The sequence below is a fragment of the Streptomyces sp. NPDC003247 genome (assembly GCF_042888135.1).
Taxonomy (GTDB): domain Bacteria; phylum Actinomycetota; class Actinomycetes; order Streptomycetales; family Streptomycetaceae; genus Streptomyces.
This window is the reverse complement of sequence record NZ_JBIAPF010000005.1, coordinates 659,974-681,138: the sequence shown is the minus strand read 5'-3', so window position 1 is coordinate 681,138 and position 21,165 is coordinate 659,974. Positions and strand designations below refer to the sequence as shown.

The window sequence follows — 21,165 nt, the reverse complement described above, 5'->3', positions numbered from 1 at the left end:
GCGATCCGAGGCCCGCCGTACTGAAGCCGCCCTGGGGGACGATCCGAGGCCCGCCGTACTGAAGCCGCCCTGGGGGACGATCCGAGGCCCGCCGTACTGAAGCCGCCCTGGGGGACGATCCGAGGCCCGCCGTAATGAGGCCGCCCGGGGCCGCGCCTCGCTCGCGGCCTCCTATTCCCTCCCCCCGAACACCGGCGCCGCCCAGTCCGGCGGTGGTTTCGGCCGTCCCTCCCCCGCCGCCCCGGGGTCCACCCGGGTCCGCGGGTGGCCGGCGCCCGGGCCGCCCGCCGCGGCCGCCCTCAGGTCGGCGACGAAGGCGAGGCAGGTCGGGTGGCGGGCGTCGGGGTTCTTGGCCAGGGCCCGGGCGAAGACCTCGTCGACGCGTGCGGGCAGGTCGGGGCGGGCCCCGGTGAGCGGGGGCGGGTCGTCGTACCGGTGGGCCCACAGCAGGGCCATGTCGTCGTCGCGGCGGAAGGGCGGACGGCCCGCGAGGGTCTCGTGGACGACGCAGGCGAGGCTGTAGACGTCGCAGCGGCCGTCGACGGGGCGGCCGGAGATCTGCTCGGGCGCGACGTAGTCGAGGGTGCCGACGAACCGGCCGACCTGCGTGAAGCCGCTCAGGGACAGCGACTTCTTCGTCAGGCCGAAGTCGGTGAGGTAGACGTGCTCGGGGTGGTCGCTGTCGGTGCCGCGGTCGACGAGGACGTTGCCGGGCTTGACGTCCCGGTGGACGAGGCCGTGCTCGTGGGCGGCGTCGAGCGCGGAGGCCACCTGGGCGGCGATGCGGAGGGCGGCCGGCAGCGGCAGCGGGCCCCGGCTGTCGAGGAGGTGGCGCAGGTCGCGGCCGGCGACGTGGCGCATGGCGATGTACAGGACGCCGTCGGTCTCGCCGGCCTCGAAGACCGGCACGATGTGCGGGTGGTCGATCGCGGCGGCCGTCTTCGACTCCTGGACGAAGCGTCTGCGGAAGGTGTCGTCGCGGGCCAGTTCCGGGGCGAGCAGTTTGAGGGCGACGGTGCGGTCCAGGCGCAGGTCATGGGCGCGGTAGACGACGGCCATGCCGCCGCGGCCGATCTCCTGCTCGATGCGGTACCCGGCGATGCGCCGCCCGGTCAGTTCGCCGGGCGGGCCGGAGAAGAGGCCGGCCTCCCCTGCCATCAGGGGTCACCGTCGGAGGCGACGGTCCGGGTCTGGGCGGGCCCGTCGTCGGGCGGGCCGTCGTCTCCCGCCGTACGGGGCGGACCGTCGGCCGGGTGGGGCGGATCGTCGGCCGCGTAGGTGCTCAGGCGGGTGCCGTCGCCGTACGCCCACCGCCCCCGGTCGGCGTCGTAGAGCCACATGGACTCGCCGTCGACGACGACCCCGATGCGCAGGCCCTGGGTGCGGCGGTGGAAGGTCTCGCCGTCGAGGGCGCCGCCGGCGAGGTCCTCGACGGCGGCCCGGTAGCGCGCGAGGGCCCGTTCGGCACCGCCGAGGAGGGGACGCGGGTCGGTGACGGCCGTGAGGTCCTCGGCGAGCGGCGGGTCCTGGGGGACGGCCACCAGGTACCGGCCGTCCACCCAGGCCGACCAGCCGTTGGCGCACAGCACGCGTCCCCAGTCCCCGCGCCGTTCGACGAGCCGGACGGGCAGCAGCGGGTCGAGGGGCACGGTGGGGCGGGCGGGGTCGGGGGCCTCCCAGGAGGGCATGCCCCGCCGGGGGACGACATGCGTGGGCCGGAAGCCGGGGATCGTCATGGTGCGCCTACTTCCGCATCACGGCGGGTTCGTGCCGGCGCAGCAGCCGGGCCACGACGTGGCAGAAGACGGCGGAGAGCACCACGAGCATCCCCACGTCCAGCAGCCACGTGCCCGCCGTGTGCCGCAGGAGGGGATCCGCGGTCACCTCGCCGGGCACGGTCCGGGCCAGGTCGAGTGTGCCGGCCATCGCGCCGAACGCCCAGCGGGAGGGCACCAGCCACGCCACCTGCTCCAGGCCGGGCACCCCGTCCAGCGGCAGCAGCGCGCCGCAGAACACCACCTGGACGACGGCGAGCAGCACCAGCAGCGGCATCGTCACCTCCTCCTTGGGCACGAGCGCGGAGATCACCAGGCCCAGCGTCATCGCGGTGAAGGCCAGCAGGGCGACCGCCACGGTGATCTCGGCCAGCGGCGGCATCAGCACGCCGTCGCCGCCGGGCGCGCCGAGGTCGACGCCGGCCAGGGCGACCAGGGTCAGCACGACGGCCTGCACCACGGTCACCGTGCCGAGCACGACGATCTTCGACATCAGGTACGCCGATCTGGACAGGCCGACGGCCCGCTCGCGCCGGTAGATCACGCGTTCCTTGACGAGTTCGCGCACGGCGTTGGCGGCTCCGGTGAGGACGCCGCCGACGCACAGGATGAGCAGCGTGTTCATCGCGGTGTCCCGGGTGAGCGCGCCGCCGGCGAGGGCGCGGGCCATCGCCCCCATCACGAACGGCAGGGCGATCATGACGGTCAGGAAGGTGCGGTCGGCGCCGAGGGCCGCGGTGTAGCGGCGGACCAGGGTGCCGAGCTGGGCGAGGCGGCTGCGGGGCCGGGCCGGCGGCGGCAGGATCACCGGGCCGTAGCGGGGCGGCGCGGGCTGGGCGCCGGAGTCGGTGACGTACCGCCGGTGGAAGGGCGAGTGGGCGTACTCGCCCGCCCAGTCGCGGTCCGGGTCCCGGTCGAAGGCCTCGAAGGCCTCGGGCCACTGCCGGAACCCGAAGAAGGGGAGGGCGTCCTCGGGCGGGCCGTAGTAGGCGACCTTGCCGCCGGGGGCGAGGACGAGGAGCCGGTCGCAGACGTCCAGGCTGAGCACGCTGTGGGTGACGACGACGACCGTGTGGCCGTCGTCGGCGAGGCCGCGGAGCATGTGCATCACCGAGCGGTCCATGCCGGGGTCGAGGCCGGAGGTGGGCTCGTCGAGGAAGAGCAGGGACGGTCTGGTCAGGAGTTCCAGGGCGACGCTGACGCGTTTGCGCTGGCCGCCGGAGAGGCTGTGCACGTGCTGCCCGGCCCGCTGTTCCAGGCCCAGCTCGCGCATGACCTCCTCGACCCGCCCGCGGCGCTCGGCGCGGGCGGTGTCCTGCGGGAAGCGCAGTTCGGCGGCGTAGGTGAGGGCGCTGCGCACGGTGAGCTGGGTGTGCAGGATGTCGTCCTGCGGTACGAGGCCGATGCGCTGGCGCAGTTCGGCGTAGTCACGGTAGAGGTCGCGCCCGTCGTAGACGACCGTGCCGTGGTCGGCGGGGCGCTGTCCGGTGAGGGCGCGGAGCAGGGTCGACTTGCCGGCGCCACTGGGTCCGACGACGGCGAGCAGGCACTTCTCCCCCACCGGGAACGACACGTGGTCCAGGAGGACGGTACGGCCCCGGTCGACGGCGACGGTGAGGTCCTCCACGTCGAGGGAGACCTCGCCGGTGTCGACGTACTCCTGGAGGGTGTCGCCGACCAGGCGGAACGCCGAGTGGCCGATGCCGACGACGTCGCCCGGTCCGATCGGGGCGGTGGTGACGGGCCGGCCGTTGAGATAGGTGCCGTTGTGGCTGCCGAGGTCGGCGATCTCGTAGCCGCCGTCGGGCAGGGCGTGCAGTTCGGCGTGCCGGCGCGAGACGACCAGGTCGTCGAGGACCAGTTCGTTGTCGGCGGCGCGGCCGACGTGGACGGTGCGGGCGGGCAGCGGGCGGACGCTCGTGGGCTGCCGGAACGTCCCCGTCACGAGGGGGCCGGACACCACGGACGGGCGCTGCGCCGACGGCGGACGGCCGCTCAGGACGGCGTAGGGGCCGTCGTCGGGGTGGCCGAAGCGGATCACGCTGCCGGGGCCGACGGGGTGCGCATGGACGCGGCGGCCGTCGGCGTAGGTGCCGTTGGTGCTGTGGGCGTCGTAGAGGGTCCAGTGGTCGCCGTCGGGCCACAGGACCGCGTGGCGCCAGGAGACACGGTCGTCGTCGAGGACGATGTCGCTGAGGGGGTCCCGGCCGATGTGGTAGGCCCGGGTCGGGGTCATCACCGTGGAGCCCGTCTCGGTCTCCAGTCCGAGCTCGGGCGCCGTCGGGGCGGCCGACCGCTCCACCATGCCGGAATTCTATCGATTCGCCCTCTTCCGCGCCCCGCCGGGGAGCGCCGGTGCCCCACCCTGTCCCGCGTCAGCCGATGTCCCGTGTCGGCCGATATCACGTGTCAGCCCATGTCCCGTGTCAGCCGACGGGAAGGACGAGCGCCGGGACGACGCGCTGCATCCGCAGGGCGTCGACGGACTCGGCGAGCAGTTCGTACTCGGTGGTGTCGTCGCTGGCGGCGATCCGCACCAGCCGTCCGCCGGCCAGTTCGTCGGCGACCCGTTCCTGCTGCTCCACGTCGGCGCACCAGGCCCGCAGCAGGACGGGCACGTCCGGCACGGTGTCGGCGACCGGCACGAGGGCGCCGGTCGGGAAGGGCGTTCCCTCGGGCCGCGGGTCGAGCCGCTCGGCGATCCAGGAGGCCCGGTCCCGCAGCCACCACAGGGCGAGGGCCAGCGTCGGCGCACGGTAGGTGCCCAGCGGCACGCCGATGCGGCGGCCGTCGCAGACACCGTACGCGGTGACATGGCACAGGAATTCGTCGTGCACGTTCTTCTCCCCCGGTCGCTCTCCTGCCGGTGCGGCCTCGCTTTCCGTGCGGCTCGAGTGGGATGAACTGCCCCTGACATCCGAGTATGTTGACTACTGAAACACTGTCACCATGGATTTCCGGCCACTCTCCTGGCATATTCCGCGCCGTTCATGGCCGAATTCCGGCGGGGGTCCCGGACGTCATGACGCCGTCCGCCGCTTCCGGGGAGCCGGCGGTGGACGCACATCGGCCCGGCGCGCGCGACGAGGTCCGTCACGCGCGCCGGGCCGTCGGAAGCCGGGAGCCGCGTCGATCCAGGGCTCAGCCGTCGATCACCGCGCCGGTCCAGGGCTCAGCCGCTGATCACCGCGCCGGTCCAGGGCTCAGCCGTTGATCACCGCGTCGATCCGCTTCAGCTCGTCCGCGTCGAAGTCGAGGTTGTCCAGCGCGCCGACGCTGTCCTCGATCTGCCGGGCACTGCTCGCGCCGACCAGGGCGGAGGTGACCCGGCCGCCGCGCAGCACCCAGGCCAGGGCCAGCTGGGCCAGCGACTGGCCCCGGGACCTGGCGATGTCGTCGAGGGCGCGCAGCCTGCCCACCAGTTCCTCGGTGACCGCCTCGGAGTTCAGGAAGGGGCTGTCGCTCGCCGCACGCGAGTCCTCCGGGATGCCGTCGAGGTAGCGGGCGGTGAGCAGGCCCTGCTCCAGCGGGGAGAACACGATGGAGCCGACCTCGAGCTCGTCCAGGGCGTCGAGCAGGCCCTCGCTCTCCGGGCGGCGGTCGAGCATCGAGTAGCGCGGCTGGTGGATGAGGAGCGGGGTGCCCAGCTCGCCGAGGATGCGGGCCGCTTCCCGGGTCTGCTCCGCCGAGTAGTTGGAGACGCCGACGTACAGCGCCTTGCCCTGCTGGACCGCGGAGTGCAGGGCGCCCATCGTCTCCTCCAGGGGAGTCTCCGGGTCGGGGCGGTGCGAGTAGAAGATGTCGACGTAGTCCAGTCCCATCCGCTTCAGGCTCTGGTCCAGCGAGGACAGCACGTACTTCCGGGAGCCCCACTCACCGTACGGGCCGGGCCACATCAGGTAGCCCGCCTTGGTGGAGATGACCAGCTCGTCGCGGTACGCCGCGAAGTCGGTCCGCAGGAAATCGCCCAGCGCGGACTCGGCGGCGCCGGGCGGCGGGCCGTAGTTGTTGGCGAGGTCGAAGTGGGTGATGCCGAGGTCGAAGGCGCGGCGCAGGATGGCGCGCTGGACCTCGGCCGGGCGGTCCGGGCCGAAGTTGTGCCACAGTCCGAGCGAGAGCGCGGGGAGCTTGAGGCCGCTGCGTCCGGTGCGCCGGTAGGGCATGTCCGCGTAGCGGTCGGGGTGTGCGGTGTACAACGCGACTCCAGGAGGGGGTGGGCTCGGCGGATCGGTTTCACGGGAACCGCCGACCACTCTGGCCCTACCTGCGGGTAGTGGTCCAACAGAAGAATGCGATGGGATTCAGCGGCTACGCTTCTCAATCATGGAACTGCGCCATCTCCAGCACTTCGTCGCGGTCGCCGAGGACCAGCATTTCACCCGGGCCGCCGAACGCCTGATGGTCTCCCAGTCGGGCCTGTCGGCGTCCATCCGGACCCTGGAGCGGGAGCTGCGGGCACCGCTGTTCGTGCGCACGACCCGCCGGGTGACGCTCACCGAGGCCGGGCGCGCGCTGCTGGCGGAGGCGGAGCGCATCCTGGCGCAGGTGCGGGCGGCGCACGAGGCGGTGGCCGCCGTGCAGGGCGTGGTGCGCGGCACGCTCTCGGTCGGCACCGAGCAGTGCATCGCGGGCGTGCACGTGGCGGGGCTGCTGGCCGCGTTCCGGCGGCGGCACCCGGACGTGGAGATCCGGCTGCGGCAGACCGGCTCGGGGGCGCTCGCCGACGAGGTCGCGGCCGGCCGCCTCGACCTCGCCTTCGCCTACCGAACCCGCGGGGACGGCGACCAGCCGCGCTCGGTGCCCCTGGCCGGCGAGCCGATGTACGTGCTGTGCCACCCCGACCACCGCCTGGCCGGAGCGGCGGCCGCGCTCACCCCCGCCGACGTCGCCGGCGAGGTGTTCGTCGACTTCCACCCGGACTGGGGCCCGCGCCGCGCCACCGACACCGCCTTCGCCGCCGCGGGCGCCCACCGCACGGTCGCCCTGGAGGTGAACGACGTGCACAGCCTGCTGGACCTGGTGGACGAGAACCTCGGCATCGCCGTCGTGCCGCGCCACTTCCGGCACAAGCGGCAGGCGCTCACCGCGCTGCCCCTGAAGGGGGTCGGCGAAGTGGTCTACGAGACGGTCGCCCTGCTGCCGCCGCCGCAGGCGACCAGCCCGGCGGCCCGGGCGCTGATGGCGCTGCTGGAGGCGGGGGACGCCGCGTAGGGTCCGGCGGTCCGGCGGTCCGGCGGTCCGGCGGTCCGGCGGTCCGGCGGTCCGGCGGTCCGGCGGTCCGGCGGGCAAGGGTCCCGCCCCAGCGGGTAGGAGTCGGGCGGTCTCGGTCGCCGAGGGCCGACCGAACGGCCGACGGGGGCGGGTGGCCGACGGGGGCGGGTGGCCGGTGTCGGCCGGAGAAGCGGCACGCGGGCGCGGGGTGCGCCATGGTGGACGTATGCATGCCAAGGACATCCTCATCGACGGGTACGACCGCATCCGGGAAGAAGTCCACGCCGCCGTCGAGGGCCTGGACCCCGACGACCTCAACGCCCGGCCCACCGCCGAGACCAACTCGGTCGCCTGGCTGGTCTGGCACCTCACCCGTGTCCAGGACGACCACGTGGCGGACGCCTTCGGGCTCGACCAGGTGTGGCTGTCGCAGGACTGGGAGAAACGCTTCGGGCTGGACCTGCCCCGCCGTGACACCGGGTACGGGCACAGCGCGGCGAAGGTCGCCCGGGTGCGGGTCGACTCCGCCGGCCTGCTGACCGGCTACCACGACGCCGTCCACGCGCAGACCCTCCAGGCGCTGCGCGGGGTGAGGGCGGCGGATCTGGAGCGCGTCGTGGACGAACGGTGGGATCCGCCGGTCACGCTGGGCGTCCGGCTGGTCAGCGTCCTGTCCGACGACCTCCAGCACGTGGGGCAGGCGGCCTATGTGCGCGGGCTGCTGGCGAGCTCGGGCGCGTAACCCGGCAGTACGACGTCCTCGATGAGCGCCCGGCGCTCGTCGAACGGGATGAACGCGCTCTTCAGGGCGTTCACGGTGACGGTGCGCAGGTCCTCGGCCGTCCAGCCCGCCTCCGCCACCAGCAGGGACATCTCCCGGGTCATCGTCGTGCCGGAGACCAGCCGGTTGTCGGTGTTGAGGGTGACCCGGAAGCCGAGGTCCTTCAGCGCGGTGATCGGGTGCCCGGCGATGGACGGGGCGGCCCCGGTCTGGAGGTTGGAGGTCGGGCACATCTCCAGGGCGACACGGCGGTCGCGCACCCATCCGGCCAGCCGTCCGAGCTTGCCGTCGACGATGTCGTCGGTGATCCGCACGCCGTGGCCGATGCGCTGGGCCCCGCACACCTGGAGGGCCTGGTGGATGCTGGGCAGGCCGTGGGCCTCGCCGGCGTGGATCGTGAACGGCACGTTCTCGCGGCGCAGGTGCTCGAAGGCGTCCAGGTGGTCGGCGGGCGGGAAGCCGTCCTCGGCGCCGGCGATGTCGAACCCGACGACGCCCGCGTCCCGGAAGGCGACGGCCAGATCGGCGGTGGCCCGCGTGCGGTCGAACATGCGCATGCCGCAGAGCAGGGTGCCGACCCGGACCGGGGTGCCGGCCGCGGCCGCCTTCGCCGTACCGGCCGCGAGCCCCTCCTGGACGGTCTCGACGACCTCCGGCAGGCTCAGCCCGCCCTTCAGCATCAGCTCGGGGGCGTAGCGCACCTCGCCGTAGACCACGCCGTCGGCTGCCAGGTCGAGCACGTACTCCTCGGCGGCGCGCAGCAGGCCCTCGCGGGTCTGGAGGACGGCGAGGGTGTGCTCGAAGGTCCCTATGTAGCGGACCAGGTCGCCGGAGCCGGCGGCCTCGACGTACCAGGCGGCCAGCTCTTCGGGGTCCCTGGTGGGCAGGGCGTGGCCGGCGTCCTCCGCGAGCTCGACGACGGTGGCGGGGCGCAGGCCGCCGTCGAGATGGTCGTGCAGGACGGCCTTGGGGAGCCGGCGGAGGGTGTCGGTGTCGAGGCGGGGGGCGGTCATCGGCGGTCTTTCCCGGCTTTCTTTCTCGGAGGTCTGTGGAGGGGTGTGGAGGTCTGGAGGTCTCAGTGCCGGGCCGGCTGGAGCAGGTCCCAGCGGTTGCCGTACAGGTCCTGGAAGACGGCGACGGAGCCGTAGGGCTCGTGGCGGGGCTCCTCCAGGAAGGTCACCCCGGCGGCCAGCATCCGGGCGTGGTCGCGGGCGAAGTCCTCGGTGTGCAGGAAGAAGCCGACGCGGCCGCCGGTCTGGTCGCCCACCCGGGCGCGCTGGGCGTCGTGCGCGGCGCGGGCCAGGAGCAGTCCGGTGCCGTCCTGGCCGGTCCCCGGGCGCACGACGACCCAGCGCGAGCCGCCGGGGCGGGGCTCGTCCTCGGCGAGGCGGAAGCCGAGGGCCTCGGTGTAGAAGCGGATCGCCTCGTCGTAGTCGTCGACGACGAGGGTGACCAGGTCGATGCGGGGCATGGGGGCCTTCCGGGAAGCCGGCGGGGGTCGGAGGACCGGGCGCGGCGGGGGTGGTCAGGGGTGATGGCGGGAGAGGTTATACGTAAAACGTCACGGACGCCAACGTCGGTGCCGGCCGGGCGGCCCCGGCCACGTGGTGCTGGGCCCAGTGACCGAGGGGGTGGTCGGACCCGGGCCCGAGGAGGGGGTGGGATCACCCGCGGCGTCCGCGGTGGTCCTCGCGGTGGTCATCCGTGGAGTGTCGTTCCACACACCGCGGACGCCGGCACGGGCAGGCCGTGGTCCTTCACACGGGCAGGCCGTGGTCCTTCACACGGGCAGGCCGTGGTCCTTCAGCAGGCCACGGTCTCCTCGCACCTGCGCAGCGCCTCCTGCACGTCGCGGCTCCAGTGCCGGGCCGTGCGGGGGGTGGCCGACGACACCGTGTGCACGGCCGGCTCCCGGCGTGAGGGCAGGGAGGCGGACCGGGCCCGCCGGCGTTCCCCGGCGGGCGGTGTGCCGCGCGCGACGACCTCCTCCACGATGTCGGCCAGATCGCCGTCCGGCAGGGGGAGTTCGAGGTCGTCGTCGACGAAGCCGACCACCGCCGGCACGTACTCCACCAGCGCCCGCAACGCCTTGGGCAGCCCCCTGCGGCCGCGTCGCAGCCCGCGCAGCACGTGCAACGCCGTGGCGATCTCCAGCTCGGTGGCCTCCCTGCTCAGCGTGGCGGGAGTGATCTCGGTGTGGCTCAGCCACCAGTCGGCCTCCTCGTCCTCCCCCGTGGAGCGGTGGTGGAGGTAGAGGCAGTACGAGGAGACGGTGTCGGAGGCGCCGGCGCCGTACTGCCACCAGAAACGGGCGCTGTCCTCGCAGCCGGCCAGGTAGAGGATGCCGCCGAGGAGGCGCGCGCCCGAGGGCTCCGGCAGCGCGCTGCCGAGGAAGTTGCCGAGGTCGTGCAGGGCGCCGGTGTGGGTCAGCAGCGCCTCGCACAGCGCCCGCAGGTCCCGGGCCGCGGGGTGGACCCCCGGGGCGTGGCGGGTGGTCGCGGTGTGCCGGGGGCAGGCTCGGGCGGCGACGGGCTCGTCGCCGGCGCGGGCCGCGACCCGGGCGGCGACACGGGCCTCGGCGGCCTCGATGTCCGAGCGGCTGTAGGGGGCCGTGGGCACGAGGCGCGCCCTGGCCAGCAGGGTGTCCATGTCGCTCGCGGTGTCGAAGGTCATGAGTGCTCCGCCTCCTCCTCGGCGCACGATGCGTAGATCTCCCGCAGACGGCGTTTGGCGTAGCGCTCGGTGGAGCGCACTCCGGCTTCGGTGATGCCCAGGTGGAACGCCACGTCGGCGGTGCTGTAGCCCTCGCAGTAGCGCAGCCGGATGACGTCCCGCTGGCGCTCGGGGAGGCCGGAGATCGCGCGGAACAGCCGGAGGTTCTGTTCGATCACCTCGAAGGCGTCCTCGGCGCACTGGAGGGTGACGGTCTCGAAGACCGCGGTGTCCATGAGGGTGGGCCGCCGCCCGCGGGCGCGGGCGTGGTCGATGACGCGGTTCTTCATCACGCGCCAGGCGTAGGCGGCGGGGTTCTCGGCGCGCAGTATCTGCTGCCACTCCCGGGCGAGTTGGACGAACGCCTCGTCCACGGCCTCCTCGGCGTCCGCACGGCTGCGCAGACAGCGCTCGGCCTCGCGGACGTAGCGGGGGCGGTGCATCTGGTGGAAGGCGGCGAAGTCCAGGGGCAGTTTCTCCGGCGCCCGTGGCCTTCCGGCCGGCCGCAGCTCCTCCTGGGTCACCGATCGCCTCCCGGGAGCCGGTGGTCCATCTCGCGGACGCCCACCCGCACGAGCGCGGCGGCGACCCGGCGCGCGAGGGCGACGGCGGCGGGCCCGAAGACCCGCAGGGCGAGCAGGGACAGCGCCATGTCCCGGACGAGCTGATCGAACTGGTCGTTCACGGACCCTTCGGTCCTCTCCGCTGGCTGTGCGGGGCTCACGGGCCCCGGAAGGCGACGGTTACACCTTCTGCCCCCACGGCGTCCGGGCGGACGTGTTTCGTGCAGACGAGATTCGAAAGTCCTATGGAATTGGCCGTTTCGGACTACGGAGCGCGCCGTTCCGGACTAACGACCGTGCCGTTGCGACCGACTTGGGACGACTTCCGCCCATGGATGTCCGCTTCCTCCGCTTCCAGGGGTCTCAGACGCGGGACGCGTCGTCCAGCGTCTCGGCGAGGCGGCCCAGCAGGGCGCGCAGCAGTTCCTCGTCGTCGTCGCCGCGGGCCGGCCAGGCCGCGTGCACCGCGCGGTCGACGCGCCGCCAGTACTCCTGGCCGCGCGGGGTGAGGTGGGCGAGGATGCGGCGCCGGTCCAGGGGGTCGACGCGGCGGTGGACGAGGTTCTGGTCCACGAGGTGGTCGACCAGCTTGGTCAGGGTGGGCGCCGGCAGGAAGGCGGCCTCGGCGAGCGCCGTCATGTGGTGGCCGGCGCCGTCGGAGAGCCGGGCGAGCACCCGCCAGGCGTCCAGCGAGCAGCCCTCCTCGTCCAGGGCGGCCCGCAGCCGGCGCGCGGCCAGCCGCTCGGCCCGGGTGAGCAGCTGCATCAGGTCGTGCGGGCCGCGCGGCGACGAGGTGGGCATCCCGGAATCGCTCCTAGGGCGTGTCTTTCGGATCAGCCCGACTCTATCTGCGGTGCACTGTGGATGCCGGTGAGCGGGGCGTGGTGCGTGCAGCTGCAAGGCGGAGGAGGGCGTCGACGCGATGGGGGCACCTCCCGCGCGAGCGCAGCCGAGCGTGGGGGAATCGGCGACCGACGACAACGCCGCTGGGGGCACCCCCTCTGGGGGAGCGCGTGCCACGCCCCGCGGCCCCGGGGTGATCCGAAGGACACGCCCCAGGTCACGAGGTGCGCACATCGTAGGAGACGGGCTGGAGTTCACCCGGCGGACCGGCGAGCATGACGCCATGTTCCGGCGTCCTTCCCCCGACTCCGGCCGGTTCACGGCCGACGACTCCGTGCTCGGTGTGGCCCTGGTCTTCCCCCAGCAGGGGCCGGCGGGGATCTTCGGGCCGGCCTGCGAGCTGTGCGCGCTGCTGGCGGTGGAGGAGGTCAACCGGGCGGGCGGGGTGCTCGGCCGGGAGCTGCGGTTGCTGCCGGTGGACGGCGGGGCGCCGCCGCGCGAGGTCGCCGACCGGGTCGAGGCGCTGGTGGACCTGGGCGCCGTACAGGGTGTCACGGGCTGGCACATCTCCTCGGTGCGGCAGGCGCTGGCACCGAGGATCGCCCACCGCGTGCCGTACGTATACACCGCGCTGTACGAGGGCGGTGAGCACACGGCCGGGGTGTTCCTGACGAGCGAGACGCCCCGCGACCAGCTCCGGCCCGCGATGGTGCTGCTGGCGCACGAGCGGCGGGTGCGCCGGTGGTTCGTGGTCGGCAACGACTACGTGTGGCCCCGGCGCACGGCCCGCGCGGCGCACGCGTACGCGCGGGAGGCGGGCGGCCGGATCGGCGACGAGGTGTATCTGCCGCTGGGGACGCACGACTTCGAGCCGGTCCTGCGGCGCATCGAGCGCTCCGAGGCGGACGCGGTGCTCCTGCTGCTCGTCGGCAGCGACGCGGTCCGCTTCAACCGCGCGTTCGCCGCCCGCGGACTGGACGCGCGCTGTCTGCGGCTCAGCACGCTGATGGACGAGAACATGCTGGTGGCGAGCGGCCCTTCGGCCACCGTGGACCTCTACAGCACCGCCGGGTTCTTCGCCTCGCTGGCCAACGCCGACACGCTCGACTTCCACGGGCGCTACGCCCGCCGCTTCGGGGTCGAGGCGCCCGCCCCGGGCAGCCTCGGCGAATCCTGCCACGAGGGCGTCCTGCTGCTGGCCGCGCTGCTCAGGCGGGCGGGCACGCTGGACGTGACGGCGATCGGCGCGGCGGCCGGCACGGTGTCCTACGAGGGTCCGCGCGGGCTGCTCCGTCTGCGGGGCAGCCACGTCCGCCAGCGCATCTACCTGGCCCGCGCGGACGGGCTCGACTTCGACGTGGTCACCGAACTGGACCCGCGCGGTGCGCACCCTTGACACCTCCCGAGCCTCCCAAGATACTTCCCACAGAAAATAACTAGAATGCCTCGGGCGAATTGTGAATTCAGCTGACGCACTGCTCCATTGAGCAGTGCTGAATGCCCCTCACAGTGCACCGGGGCCTTTTTGTTGCCTGCGGGAAAGTCCCGCGAAACACCGCTGAAACAGGGCGACTTGAGGCTGTGGACCGCGCTTCAGGAGGTTCACTCCTCCCTACCCGAGGGGGTTGTCTTGTCCAGCGGTTCACCCTTTCCCCGTCGCCGTTTCCTGGCCGGCGGTGCCGCGCTCGCGGCCGTCGTCGCCCTGTCCGCGTGCGGCGCCAAGACCGACGCGGCCGGCTCCTCGTCCGACCGGGCCGCCGAGATCGACGTCAGCGGCGACACGGTCAAGGTCGGTCTGCTCAACTCGCTCTCCGGCACCATGGCGATCAGCGAGGTGACCGTACGCAACGCGCTGCTGCTGGCCGTCGACGAGATCAACGCCTCCGGCGGGGTGCTCGGCAAGAAGATCGAGCCGGTCAGCGAGGACGGCGCCTCCGACTGGCCGACGTTCGCCGAGAAGGCGGCCAAGCTCATCAAGGAGGACCAGGTCGCCGCCACCTTCGGCTGCTGGACCTCCGCCAGCCGCAAGGCCGTCAAACCGGTCTTCGAGAAGAACCGGTCGCTGCTGTTCTACCCGGTGCAGTACGAGGGGCTGGAGGAGTCCCCGTACATCTTCTACACGGGCGCGACCACCAACCAGCAGATCGTCCCGGCGCTCGACTACCTCAGGAACCAGGGGAAGAAGAGCATCTACCTGGTCGGCAGCGACTACGTCTTCCCGCGCACCGCCAACAAGGAGATCAAGGCGTACGCGAAGGCCAATGGCATGACGGTCCTCGGCGAGGACTACGCGCCGCTGGGCTCGACGGAGTTCAGCACGATCGCCAACAAGGTGAAGGCGTCGAAGGCGGACGCCGTCTTCAACACCCTCAACGGCGACTCCAACGTGGCCTTCTTCAAGGAGTACAAGTCCGCGGGCCTGACCGCGCAGGGCATGCCGGTCGTCTCGGTGTCGATCGCCGAGGAGGAGGTCAAGTCGATCGGACCGCAGTACCTCGCGGGCCAGCTGACGGCCTGGAACTACTACCAGACGACACCGGGCGCGGCGAACGAGAAGTTCGTGGCGGCGTACAAGGCGAAGTACGGTGCGGACAAGCCGACCAGTGACCCGATGGAGGCCGCGTACACCTCGGTGTACCTGTGGGCGGCGATGGTGCAGAAGGCGAAGTCCTTCGATCCGGAGAAGGTGAAGGCCGCCTCCGACGGCATCACCTTCGACGCGCCCGAGGGCAAGGTCACCGTCGACGGCGCCTCGCAGCACCTCCACAAGACCGCGCGCATCGGGAAGATCGGCACCGACGGCCTGATCACCGAGGTGTGGAACTCCGGGGAGCCCGTCAAGCCGGACCCGTTCCTCAAGAGCTACTCCTGGGCCTCCGGCCTGTCCTGACCGCCCGTCGCGCGGGGGCCCGTGCGCACGGGCCCCCGGACGTCCGCCTCCCCCACGGAGCCGCCGTATGACCGTCGTCCTCGGTCAGACCTTCACCGGCATCTCGATCGGTGCCGTCCTGCTGCTCATCGCGCTCGGCCTGTCGCTCACCTTCGGCCAGATGAACGTCATCAACATGGCCCACGGCGAGTTCATCATGGCGGGCGCCTACACCACGTACGTCGTGCAGAAGTCCCTGTCGAGCGCCGGATGGTCGCTCGTCGTCGCCCTGCCCGTCGCCTTCGTCGTGTCGGGAACCCTCGGGGCCCTGCTGGAGTGGCTGCTGATCCGCCGTCTGTATCTGCGGCCGCTCGACACGCTCCTCGTCACCTGGGGCGTCTCGCTGATGCTCCAGCAACTCGCCCGGGACGTCTTCGGCGCGCCGAACGTCCAGACGCGCGCGCCGGACGCGCTGACCGGGAACGTCACCCTCATCGGCGGCGACGATCCGCTGACCGTCGCCGAGAGCCGCCTGTTCATCCTGGCGCTGGCGGTCGCGGCCGTGGTCGCGCTGTCGCTGACGCTGCGGCTGACACCGCTGGGCCGGCGGATCCGGGCCGTGGTGCAGAACCGGGACCTGGCGGAGGTGTCCGGCATCTCCACCGCGCGCGTGGACCGCACCGCCTTCTTCATCGGCTCCGGACTCGCCGGGGTCGCCGGGGTGGCGCTCACCCTGGTCGGGCCCATCGGGCCGACGATGGGCACCAACGTGATCATCGACGCCTTCCTGGTGATCGTGGTCGGCGGGATCGGCCGGCTCAGGGGCAGCGTGATCGTCGCCTTCGTCCTCGGGGTGCTCCAGTCGGTGCTGGAGTACTCCACCACCGTCTCCGTCGCGAAGGTGCTGGTCCTGGTCGCGATCGTCGCGTTCCTCCAGTGGCGGCCCCAGGGGCTGTACACGCTGCGCACGAGGAGTCTCGTATGACTGTTCCCACCGGACGCACGACCGTTCCGGAAAGGCGTTCCGCGCGGGCCGCCGCCGGATTCGCCGGTGCCGCCGTCCTGCTGTTCGCCGTCGCCCCGGTCGTCCTGTCCGACTTCCGGCTGGGGCTGCTCGCCAAGTACCTGTGCATGGCCATGGTGGCCGTCGGCGTCTGCCTCGCCTGGGGGCGCGGCGGCATGCTGACACTGGGGCAGGGCGTGTTCTTCGGGCTCGGCGGCTACGCCATGGCCATGCATCTGAAGCTCGCCGACGCGGGCCCCGGCAACCTGCCGGACTTCATGCACCTGTACGGCACCGCCACCGAACTGCCCTGGTGGTGGAAACCGTTCGAGAGCCCGGTGTTCGCCCTCGCGGCGACCGTGCTGCTGCCGATGGCGGTCGCGACCGTGCTCGGCCTGTTCGTGTTCCGCCGCCGGGTCAGGGGCGCCTACTTCGCGATCCTCAGCCAGGCGCTCGCCTCCGCCTTCGCGATCTGGCTGGTCGGCCAGCAGGCCACCACGGGCGGCACCAACGGCCTCACCGACATCCAGGGCTTCTTCGGCTACGCCCTCGACGACCCGGTCAACCAGCGGATGGTGTACTTCGTCATCGCCGCCGCCCTGCTGCTCCTGATCGCGCTCGCCCGCCAGCTCGTCCACAGCCGTTACGGCGAACTCCTCGTCGCCGTACGGGACTCCGAGGAGCGGGTGCGTTTCCTCGGCTACGATCCGGCGAACGTCAAGCTCGTCGCGTACGTCGTCGCGGCGGGCATGGCCGGACTGGCGGGGGCGCTGTTCGTGCCGGCCGTCGGCATCATCTCGCCCGCGCTGATCGGGATCGTCCCGTCGATCGAGTTCGTGATCGGCGCGGCGGTCGGCGGGCGGGCCAGCCTGGCTGGCGCGGTGCTCGGGGCGCTCGCGGTCGCCTGGGCGAAGACCGCGCTGTCGGAGGAGTTCCCGGCGGCCTGGACCTACTTCCAGGGGCTGCTGTTCGTCGTGGCGCTGGCGTTCCTGCCGGGCGGTCTGGCCTCCCTGGCCGGGGTCGTCCGCCGGCGCCGGTCGGCGCGCACGGAGCAGCCCGCACCCGTCGTTCCCGTGGGAGAAGCGGCATGAGCGGAACCGCGGGACTCGAGATACGCGGACTGCGCGTCGCCTTCGACGGGTTCACCGCCGTGGACGGGGTGGACCTGGACGTGCGCCCCGGCGATCTGCGGTTCCTCATCGGGCCCAACGGCGCCGGCAAGACCACCCTGGTGGACGCGGTCACCGGGCTGGTGCGGGCCCAGGGGTCGGTGCGGTTCGGCGGCGAGGAACTGCTCGGGCGCAGTGTGCACCGGATCGCCCGGTCGGGGATCGGGCGGACGTTCCAGACCGCCACCGTCTTCGAGGAGTTGACGGTCCTCCAGAACCTGGACATCGCGGCGGGCGCGGGGCGCGGCGCGTGGACGATGCTGCGCCGCCGCAAGGGCGTGCCCGAGCCGGTGGCGAGGGCGCTGGAGACGGTCGGGCTGGCGGAGCTGGCCGGCTCCCCCGCCGGGACGCTCGCACACGGGCAGAAGCAGTGGCTGGAGATCGGCATGCTACTGGTGCAGGACGTACGGCTGCTGCTGCTGGACGAGCCCGTGGCCGGCATGAGCCACGACGAACGCCGGGCCACCGGCGAACTGCTCCGGCGCATCAGCGAGGACCGCACCGTCGTCGTCATCGAGCACGACATGGACTTCATGCGCTCCTTCGCCCGCAGCGTCAGCGTGCTGCACGCCGGCCGGGTGCTCAGCGAGGGCACCGTCGCCGACGTGCAGGCCGACCCGAAGGTGCAGGAGGTGTACCTCGGGCACACGGCCACCGAGGACACCGCGGACGCGGCCGTACGGGAGGCGTGATGCTCCAGATCGAGGACGTCCGGGTCGGCTACCACCGCAGCACCGTCCTGCACGGCGTGCGCGTCGAGGTGCCGGAGGACGGGGTCGCCGCGGTGCTCGGGCACAACGGCGCCGGCAAGAGCACCCTGCTGCGGGCGGCCGTCGGCCTGCTCACGCCGACGAGCGGCACGATCCGTCTCGACGGCGAGGACATCACCCGCCGCCCGCCCCACGAACGGGTGGCGCGCGGCATGGCGTACGTACCGCAGGGCCAGCAGGCGTTCCCGCACCTCACCACGGCGGAGAACCTCCAGCTCGTCGCGGACGGCCGCAGGCGGGGCCGGGAGTCGGTCGCCGAGGCCCTGGACCTGTTCCCCGCGCTCCGGGCGCTCTCCGGCCGGCGCGCGGGCCTGCTCTCCGGCGGCCAGCGCCAGCAACTGGCCATCGCCCGCGCCCTGGTGACGGAGCCCCGGATCCTCCTCCTGGACGAGCCGACCGAGGGCATCCAGCCCTCGGTGGTCGCCGAGATCGAGGAGACGGTCCTCGCGCTGGCCGCCCGCGGCGGTCTGTCGGTCCTCCTCGTGGAGCAGCACGTCGGCTTCGCGATGCGGGCGGCGCGGCGGTACTACGTCCTGGAGGCGGGCCGGGTCACCTCGTCCGGCACGGGCGGCCGGGAGTCGGAGGCCGCCGTCCGTGAGGCGCTCAGCGTGTGAGCGCACGGCGGCGCCGGGCGCGCGGCGGGGTACGCACCTCCGCCGTGGCCCGGCCCGTCGGCGGGCGGGCGCGTGACCGCACGGCGGCGGTGTCGGCGGCAGGCCTCCGACGGCGTCCCCGCGGCACCGCTCCGCACTCCGTGCTCCGTGCTCCGTGCTCCGTCCTCCGTCCTCCGTGACGGACGCCCTTGTCGCTGTGGGCAGTTCGGCCGAAGGTCTCACCCATGGGGAGAACGCCTCCCGCCTCGTGCCGCCGCGCGCCCCCCTGAACCCGCCCGCACTCCGGGGCGTGGGATGGTGATTTACGGTATGTATCAGGCTATGGGAGTTCACCTCATCACAGGTGCCGGATCGGGCATCGGCGCGGCGGTGGCGGCGCTCTTCGCCGCGCGGGGACAGGAGTTGTGGCTGCTGGCGCGGGACGAGGCACGGGCGGGGGAACTGCGCGCCCGGTTCCCGCGGAGCCGGACGCTGGTGGCCGATCTGTCCGCGCCGGGGGCGATACGGGACCGGCTGGCGGCGCAGGTGCTGCCCGAGCGGCTGGACTCGCTGCTGCACGTGGCCGGGGTGGTGGAGTCGGGCCGGGTGGAGGAGTTGAGCGCGGAGGTCTGGCAGGACACGCTCGCGGTGAACCTGATCGCGCCGGCGGAGCTGACGGGACTGCTGCTGCCCGCGCTGCGCGAGGGCCGGGGACACGTCGTCTTCGTCAACTCGGGGGCGGGCGTGCACGCGCCTCCGCGCCTGAGCGCCTACGCGGCGTCCAAGTTCGGTCTGAAGGCGCTGGCCGAGTCCCTGCGGGCGGAGGAGTACGCGCACGGGGTCCGGGTCACCACCGTGTACCCGGGGGAGACGGACACGCCCATGCAGGTCAGGCTGCACCGGCAGTTCGGTCTCCCCTACTCGCCGGAGGCCCACATGAGTCCCGCGTCCGTGGCGGCCGCCGTGCTCACGGCGCTGGATCTGCCGCGGGACGCGACGATGAGCGACCTGATGCTGCGCCCGGGCTGCTGAGCCCGTCCCCGGTGCGGCCGGCCCCGGCCGCACCGGTTCCCCAGTGGCCCACCAGGTCGGCGTAGAGCGGGACGTCGGCCAGGAGCGTGTCGTGGGTGCCGGTGTGCGCGCCGGCCCCGTCCAGGAGGAGGACCCGGTCCGCGCGGCGGGCCAGGGACATGCGGTGGGCGATGGTGACGACGGTGCCGGGCCGGCGCCGGAACGCCTCCTCGACCCGCCGCTCGGCCGCCGCGTCGAGGTGCCGGGTGGCCTCGTCGAGGACGATCAGCCGGGCGTCGGAGAGGTAGGCGCGCGCCAGGGCGACGAGGGCGCGTTCCCCGGAGGAGAGCGCGGCCGGGTCGACAGGGCCGTCGAATCCCCCGAGCCGTGCGGCCAGGGTGTCCATCCCGAGGGCCGACACGGCGTCGGCGAGGACGGCGTCGGGGGTGTCGGGCGCGTGGTAGCGGAGGTTCTCCCGCAGGCTGCCGGCGAACACGTAGGGGTTCTGCGGCACCAGGATCCGGGCGTGTGCCAGGTCGTGCCGGGCGACGCGGTCGAGGGGCGCGCCTCCGAGGACGGCCTGTCCGCGGTCGGGCGGCAGCATGCCGGCGAGCACCTCGGCCAGGGTGGACTTCCCGATGCCGGAGGGGCCGACGACCACCAGGTGGTCGCCGTCGGCGAGGGTCAGATCGATGCCGTCGAGGACGGGTTCGGCCTCCGGGCCGTAGGCGAAGACGATTCCCGACAGCGCGGCCGACCCGTCCGCGGGCCGCGGGGCGGAGCGGGGGGCGGGGGGCGGCTCCGGACGACGGGCGGCCTCGTCGAGCCGTTCGGCCGCCACGGCCAGCCGCAGCCAGGAGGCGCCGAGTCCCTGGACCAGCAGGCGGATCGCGGGTTCCAGGGTGGCCAGGACGTAGGCGAGCACCCCCACGATCTCGCCGGCGGTCATGCCGCGGGCGTGCAGGCCCGGCGCGGCGAGGACGACGAGCAGGAGGGGGCTGTGCGCGCCCAGCGCCACGATCAGCCGCCGCACCGCGGACACGGAGGCGAGGGCCCGTGAGGTGCGCAGGTGGTCCCGGACGGCGTCGAGGGCCTCGCGTTGCGCGTGCTCGTGGGCCCCGCAGGCGACGATGTCGCGCAGGGCCGTGACGGTCGCGACCGTACGCCCCGCCAGCCTCTCCTCGGCGTCGAAGGCCTCGCGCTGTCTGCGGACGGTCGCGGGGGCGAGGACGGCGAAGAGGCCGAGTGCCGTCAGGAGAGGGGCGGCGACGAGGGGGACGGCGGCGGGGGCGAGGACGGCGGTGCCCGCGACGACGGCGGCGACCGTCAGGACGAACTGCCACAGCAGCATCAGCTGGCCGGCGAGCGCGTCCCGGACGGCCTCCACCTGCCGGGTGAGCCGGGCGACGGCGACGGCCGCGCAGTCGTCCCGGGCGGCGCCCGGTGCCACCGCGCGGTGCAGGGTGCCCGTGACGACGTCGCGCAGCAGCCGGTCCCGCAGCGGCTCGACGATCTCGGCGAGCCAGGGGTAGGTCTGCCGGCCCGCCCAGGCACCGCCGAGGGTGCTCAGGGCGAACAGGCCCAGCCCGAGGGCCGCCGTGCGGGGCCGGTCCATCAGGAAGCCCCGGTCGACGGCGAGGGCGAGGGCCTTGCCGGAGACGAGGGCGGGCGCGGCGGAGAGCAGCGTCCACCAGGTCAGCCGGAGCGCGGCGGCACGGCGGTGGGCGAGGGCGTCACGGACCAGGCGCAGGGCGGTGCCGTGGGCCGCGGTGAGGGACCGGGCGGGCGGGCGCGGGTGGGGGCGGGCTGGGCCGGTGGTGCGGTCCGCCATGGTCGTGTGTCCTTTCGTGGTCGGTACGGCGCGT

The 21,165-nt window shown here is 73.4% G+C and carries 21 protein-coding genes; 9 read left to right on the top strand and 12 right to left on the bottom strand.

Annotation, left to right across the window (positions count from 1 at the left end; genetic code table 11):
- Positions 1 to 171 precede the first annotated feature (171 nt).
- The 5 genes from ACFYWQ_RS20590 to mgrA all read right to left on the bottom strand — a co-directional run bounded on the left by ACFYWQ_RS20590 (position 172) and on the right by mgrA (position 5,971).
- On the bottom strand, positions 172 to 1,158 hold the full coding sequence (locus tag ACFYWQ_RS20590) for a serine/threonine-protein kinase (RefSeq protein WP_389518248.1): 987 nt from the start codon (positions 1,156 to 1,158) through the stop codon (positions 172 to 174).
- A complete protein-coding gene (locus ACFYWQ_RS20585) occupies positions 1,158 to 1,736 on the bottom strand; it encodes a hypothetical protein (protein ID WP_389518247.1) in 579 nt (192 codons plus the stop codon). Before ACFYWQ_RS20585 ends, ACFYWQ_RS20590 begins: the two co-directional genes overlap by 1 nt.
- A gap of 7 nt (positions 1,737 to 1,743) precedes the next feature.
- Positions 1,744 to 4,080 (bottom strand): FHA domain-containing protein, encoded by a 2,337-nt coding sequence (locus ACFYWQ_RS20580; RefSeq protein WP_389518246.1) that lies wholly within the window; start codon positions 4,078 to 4,080, stop codon positions 1,744 to 1,746.
- 121 nt (positions 4,081 to 4,201) lie between these two features.
- Positions 4,202 to 4,612: a hypothetical protein gene (locus ACFYWQ_RS20575; protein WP_389518245.1), complete on the bottom strand. Its 411-nt coding sequence runs from the start codon at positions 4,610 to 4,612 to the stop codon at positions 4,202 to 4,204.
- A gap of 366 nt (positions 4,613 to 4,978) precedes the next feature.
- The gene (gene mgrA / locus ACFYWQ_RS20570) at positions 4,979 to 5,971 is read right to left on the bottom strand and encodes an L-glyceraldehyde 3-phosphate reductase (protein WP_389518244.1); all 993 of its coding nucleotides are present in this window, start codon (positions 5,969 to 5,971) and stop codon (positions 4,979 to 4,981) included.
- A 127-nt stretch (positions 5,972 to 6,098) separates the two neighbouring features.
- On the opposite strand from mgrA, the gene ACFYWQ_RS20565 reads away from it, so the two are divergent.
- Both ACFYWQ_RS20565 and ACFYWQ_RS20560 read left to right on the top strand, forming a co-directional pair.
- Entirely contained in the window at positions 6,099 to 6,986 is an 888-nt protein-coding gene (locus ACFYWQ_RS20565; protein ID WP_389518243.1) for a LysR family transcriptional regulator, read from the top strand.
- A gap of 226 nt (positions 6,987 to 7,212) precedes the next feature.
- Entirely contained in the window at positions 7,213 to 7,728 is a 516-nt protein-coding gene (locus tag ACFYWQ_RS20560; protein ID WP_389518242.1) for a DUF664 domain-containing protein, read from the top strand.
- Here the strand turns inward: ACFYWQ_RS20560 and ACFYWQ_RS20555 are convergent.
- The 6 genes from ACFYWQ_RS20555 to ACFYWQ_RS20530 form a co-directional block, all read right to left on the bottom strand.
- On the bottom strand, positions 7,692 to 8,780 hold the full coding sequence (locus ACFYWQ_RS20555) for an adenosine deaminase (protein ID WP_389518241.1): 1,089 nt from the start codon (positions 8,778 to 8,780) through the stop codon (positions 7,692 to 7,694). The two genes, ACFYWQ_RS20560 and ACFYWQ_RS20555, sit on opposite strands and share 37 nt — an antisense overlap.
- 62 nt (positions 8,781 to 8,842) lie before the next feature.
- Positions 8,843 to 9,238 (bottom strand): VOC family protein, encoded by a 396-nt coding sequence (locus ACFYWQ_RS20550; RefSeq protein ID WP_389518240.1) that lies wholly within the window; start codon positions 9,236 to 9,238, stop codon positions 8,843 to 8,845.
- Positions 9,239 to 9,570: 332 nt separating this feature from the next.
- Positions 9,571 to 10,440: a hypothetical protein gene (locus tag ACFYWQ_RS20545; protein ID WP_389518239.1), complete on the bottom strand. Its 870-nt coding sequence runs from the start codon at positions 10,438 to 10,440 to the stop codon at positions 9,571 to 9,573.
- On the bottom strand, positions 10,437 to 11,003 hold the full coding sequence (locus ACFYWQ_RS20540; protein ID WP_389518238.1) for a sigma-70 family RNA polymerase sigma factor: 567 nt from the start codon (positions 11,001 to 11,003) through the stop codon (positions 10,437 to 10,439). The genes ACFYWQ_RS20545 and ACFYWQ_RS20540 overlap by 4 nt, the downstream gene beginning before the upstream one ends.
- Positions 11,000 to 11,164, bottom strand: a complete 165-nt coding sequence (locus ACFYWQ_RS20535; protein ID WP_385074466.1) for a hypothetical protein — start codon at positions 11,162 to 11,164, stop codon at positions 11,000 to 11,002. The genes ACFYWQ_RS20540 and ACFYWQ_RS20535 overlap by 4 nt, the downstream gene beginning before the upstream one ends.
- A 241-nt stretch (positions 11,165 to 11,405) precedes the next feature.
- Positions 11,406 to 11,843, bottom strand: coding sequence for a MarR family winged helix-turn-helix transcriptional regulator (locus ACFYWQ_RS20530; RefSeq protein WP_389518237.1), 438 nt, complete (start codon positions 11,841 to 11,843; stop codon positions 11,406 to 11,408).
- Between the two features lie 325 nt (positions 11,844 to 12,168).
- Between ACFYWQ_RS20530 and ACFYWQ_RS20525 the strand changes: the two genes are divergently transcribed.
- The 7 genes from ACFYWQ_RS20525 to ACFYWQ_RS20495 all read left to right on the top strand — a co-directional run bounded on the left by ACFYWQ_RS20525 (position 12,169) and on the right by ACFYWQ_RS20495 (position 19,321).
- A complete protein-coding gene (locus ACFYWQ_RS20525; protein ID WP_389518236.1) occupies positions 12,169 to 13,281 on the top strand; it encodes a substrate-binding domain-containing protein in 1,113 nt (370 codons plus the stop codon).
- A gap of 234 nt (positions 13,282 to 13,515) precedes the next feature.
- Positions 13,516 to 14,775, top strand: coding sequence for an urea ABC transporter substrate-binding protein (gene urtA / locus ACFYWQ_RS20520; protein WP_389518235.1), 1,260 nt, complete (start codon positions 13,516 to 13,518; stop codon positions 14,773 to 14,775).
- 67 nt (positions 14,776 to 14,842) lie between these two features.
- On the top strand, positions 14,843 to 15,739 hold the full coding sequence (gene urtB / locus ACFYWQ_RS20515; RefSeq protein ID WP_389518234.1) for an urea ABC transporter permease subunit UrtB: 897 nt from the start codon (positions 14,843 to 14,845) through the stop codon (positions 15,737 to 15,739).
- A complete protein-coding gene (urtC, locus tag ACFYWQ_RS20510) occupies positions 15,736 to 16,848 on the top strand; it encodes an urea ABC transporter permease subunit UrtC (protein WP_389518233.1) in 1,113 nt (370 codons plus the stop codon). Before urtB ends, urtC begins: the two co-directional genes overlap by 4 nt.
- Positions 16,845 to 17,618, top strand: a complete 774-nt coding sequence (urtD, locus tag ACFYWQ_RS20505; RefSeq protein ID WP_389518232.1) for an urea ABC transporter ATP-binding protein UrtD — start codon at positions 16,845 to 16,847, stop codon at positions 17,616 to 17,618. Before urtC ends, urtD begins: the two co-directional genes overlap by 4 nt.
- Positions 17,618 to 18,310, top strand: coding sequence for an urea ABC transporter ATP-binding subunit UrtE (gene urtE, locus ACFYWQ_RS20500; RefSeq protein ID WP_389518231.1), 693 nt, complete (start codon positions 17,618 to 17,620; stop codon positions 18,308 to 18,310). The genes urtD and urtE overlap by 1 nt, the downstream gene beginning before the upstream one ends.
- Positions 18,311 to 18,631: 321 nt before the next feature.
- Positions 18,632 to 19,321 carry an SDR family oxidoreductase gene (locus tag ACFYWQ_RS20495; protein ID WP_389518230.1) on the top strand — a complete coding sequence of 230 codons (690 nt, stop codon included), beginning with the start codon at positions 18,632 to 18,634 and terminating at the stop codon, positions 19,319 to 19,321.
- Here the strand turns inward: ACFYWQ_RS20495 and ACFYWQ_RS20490 are convergent.
- Positions 19,257 to 21,131, bottom strand: a complete 1,875-nt coding sequence (locus tag ACFYWQ_RS20490) for an ATP-binding cassette domain-containing protein (protein ID WP_389518229.1) — start codon at positions 21,129 to 21,131, stop codon at positions 19,257 to 19,259. The genes ACFYWQ_RS20495 and ACFYWQ_RS20490 overlap by 65 nt on opposite strands.
- Between the last annotated feature and the right edge of the window lie 34 nt (positions 21,132 to 21,165).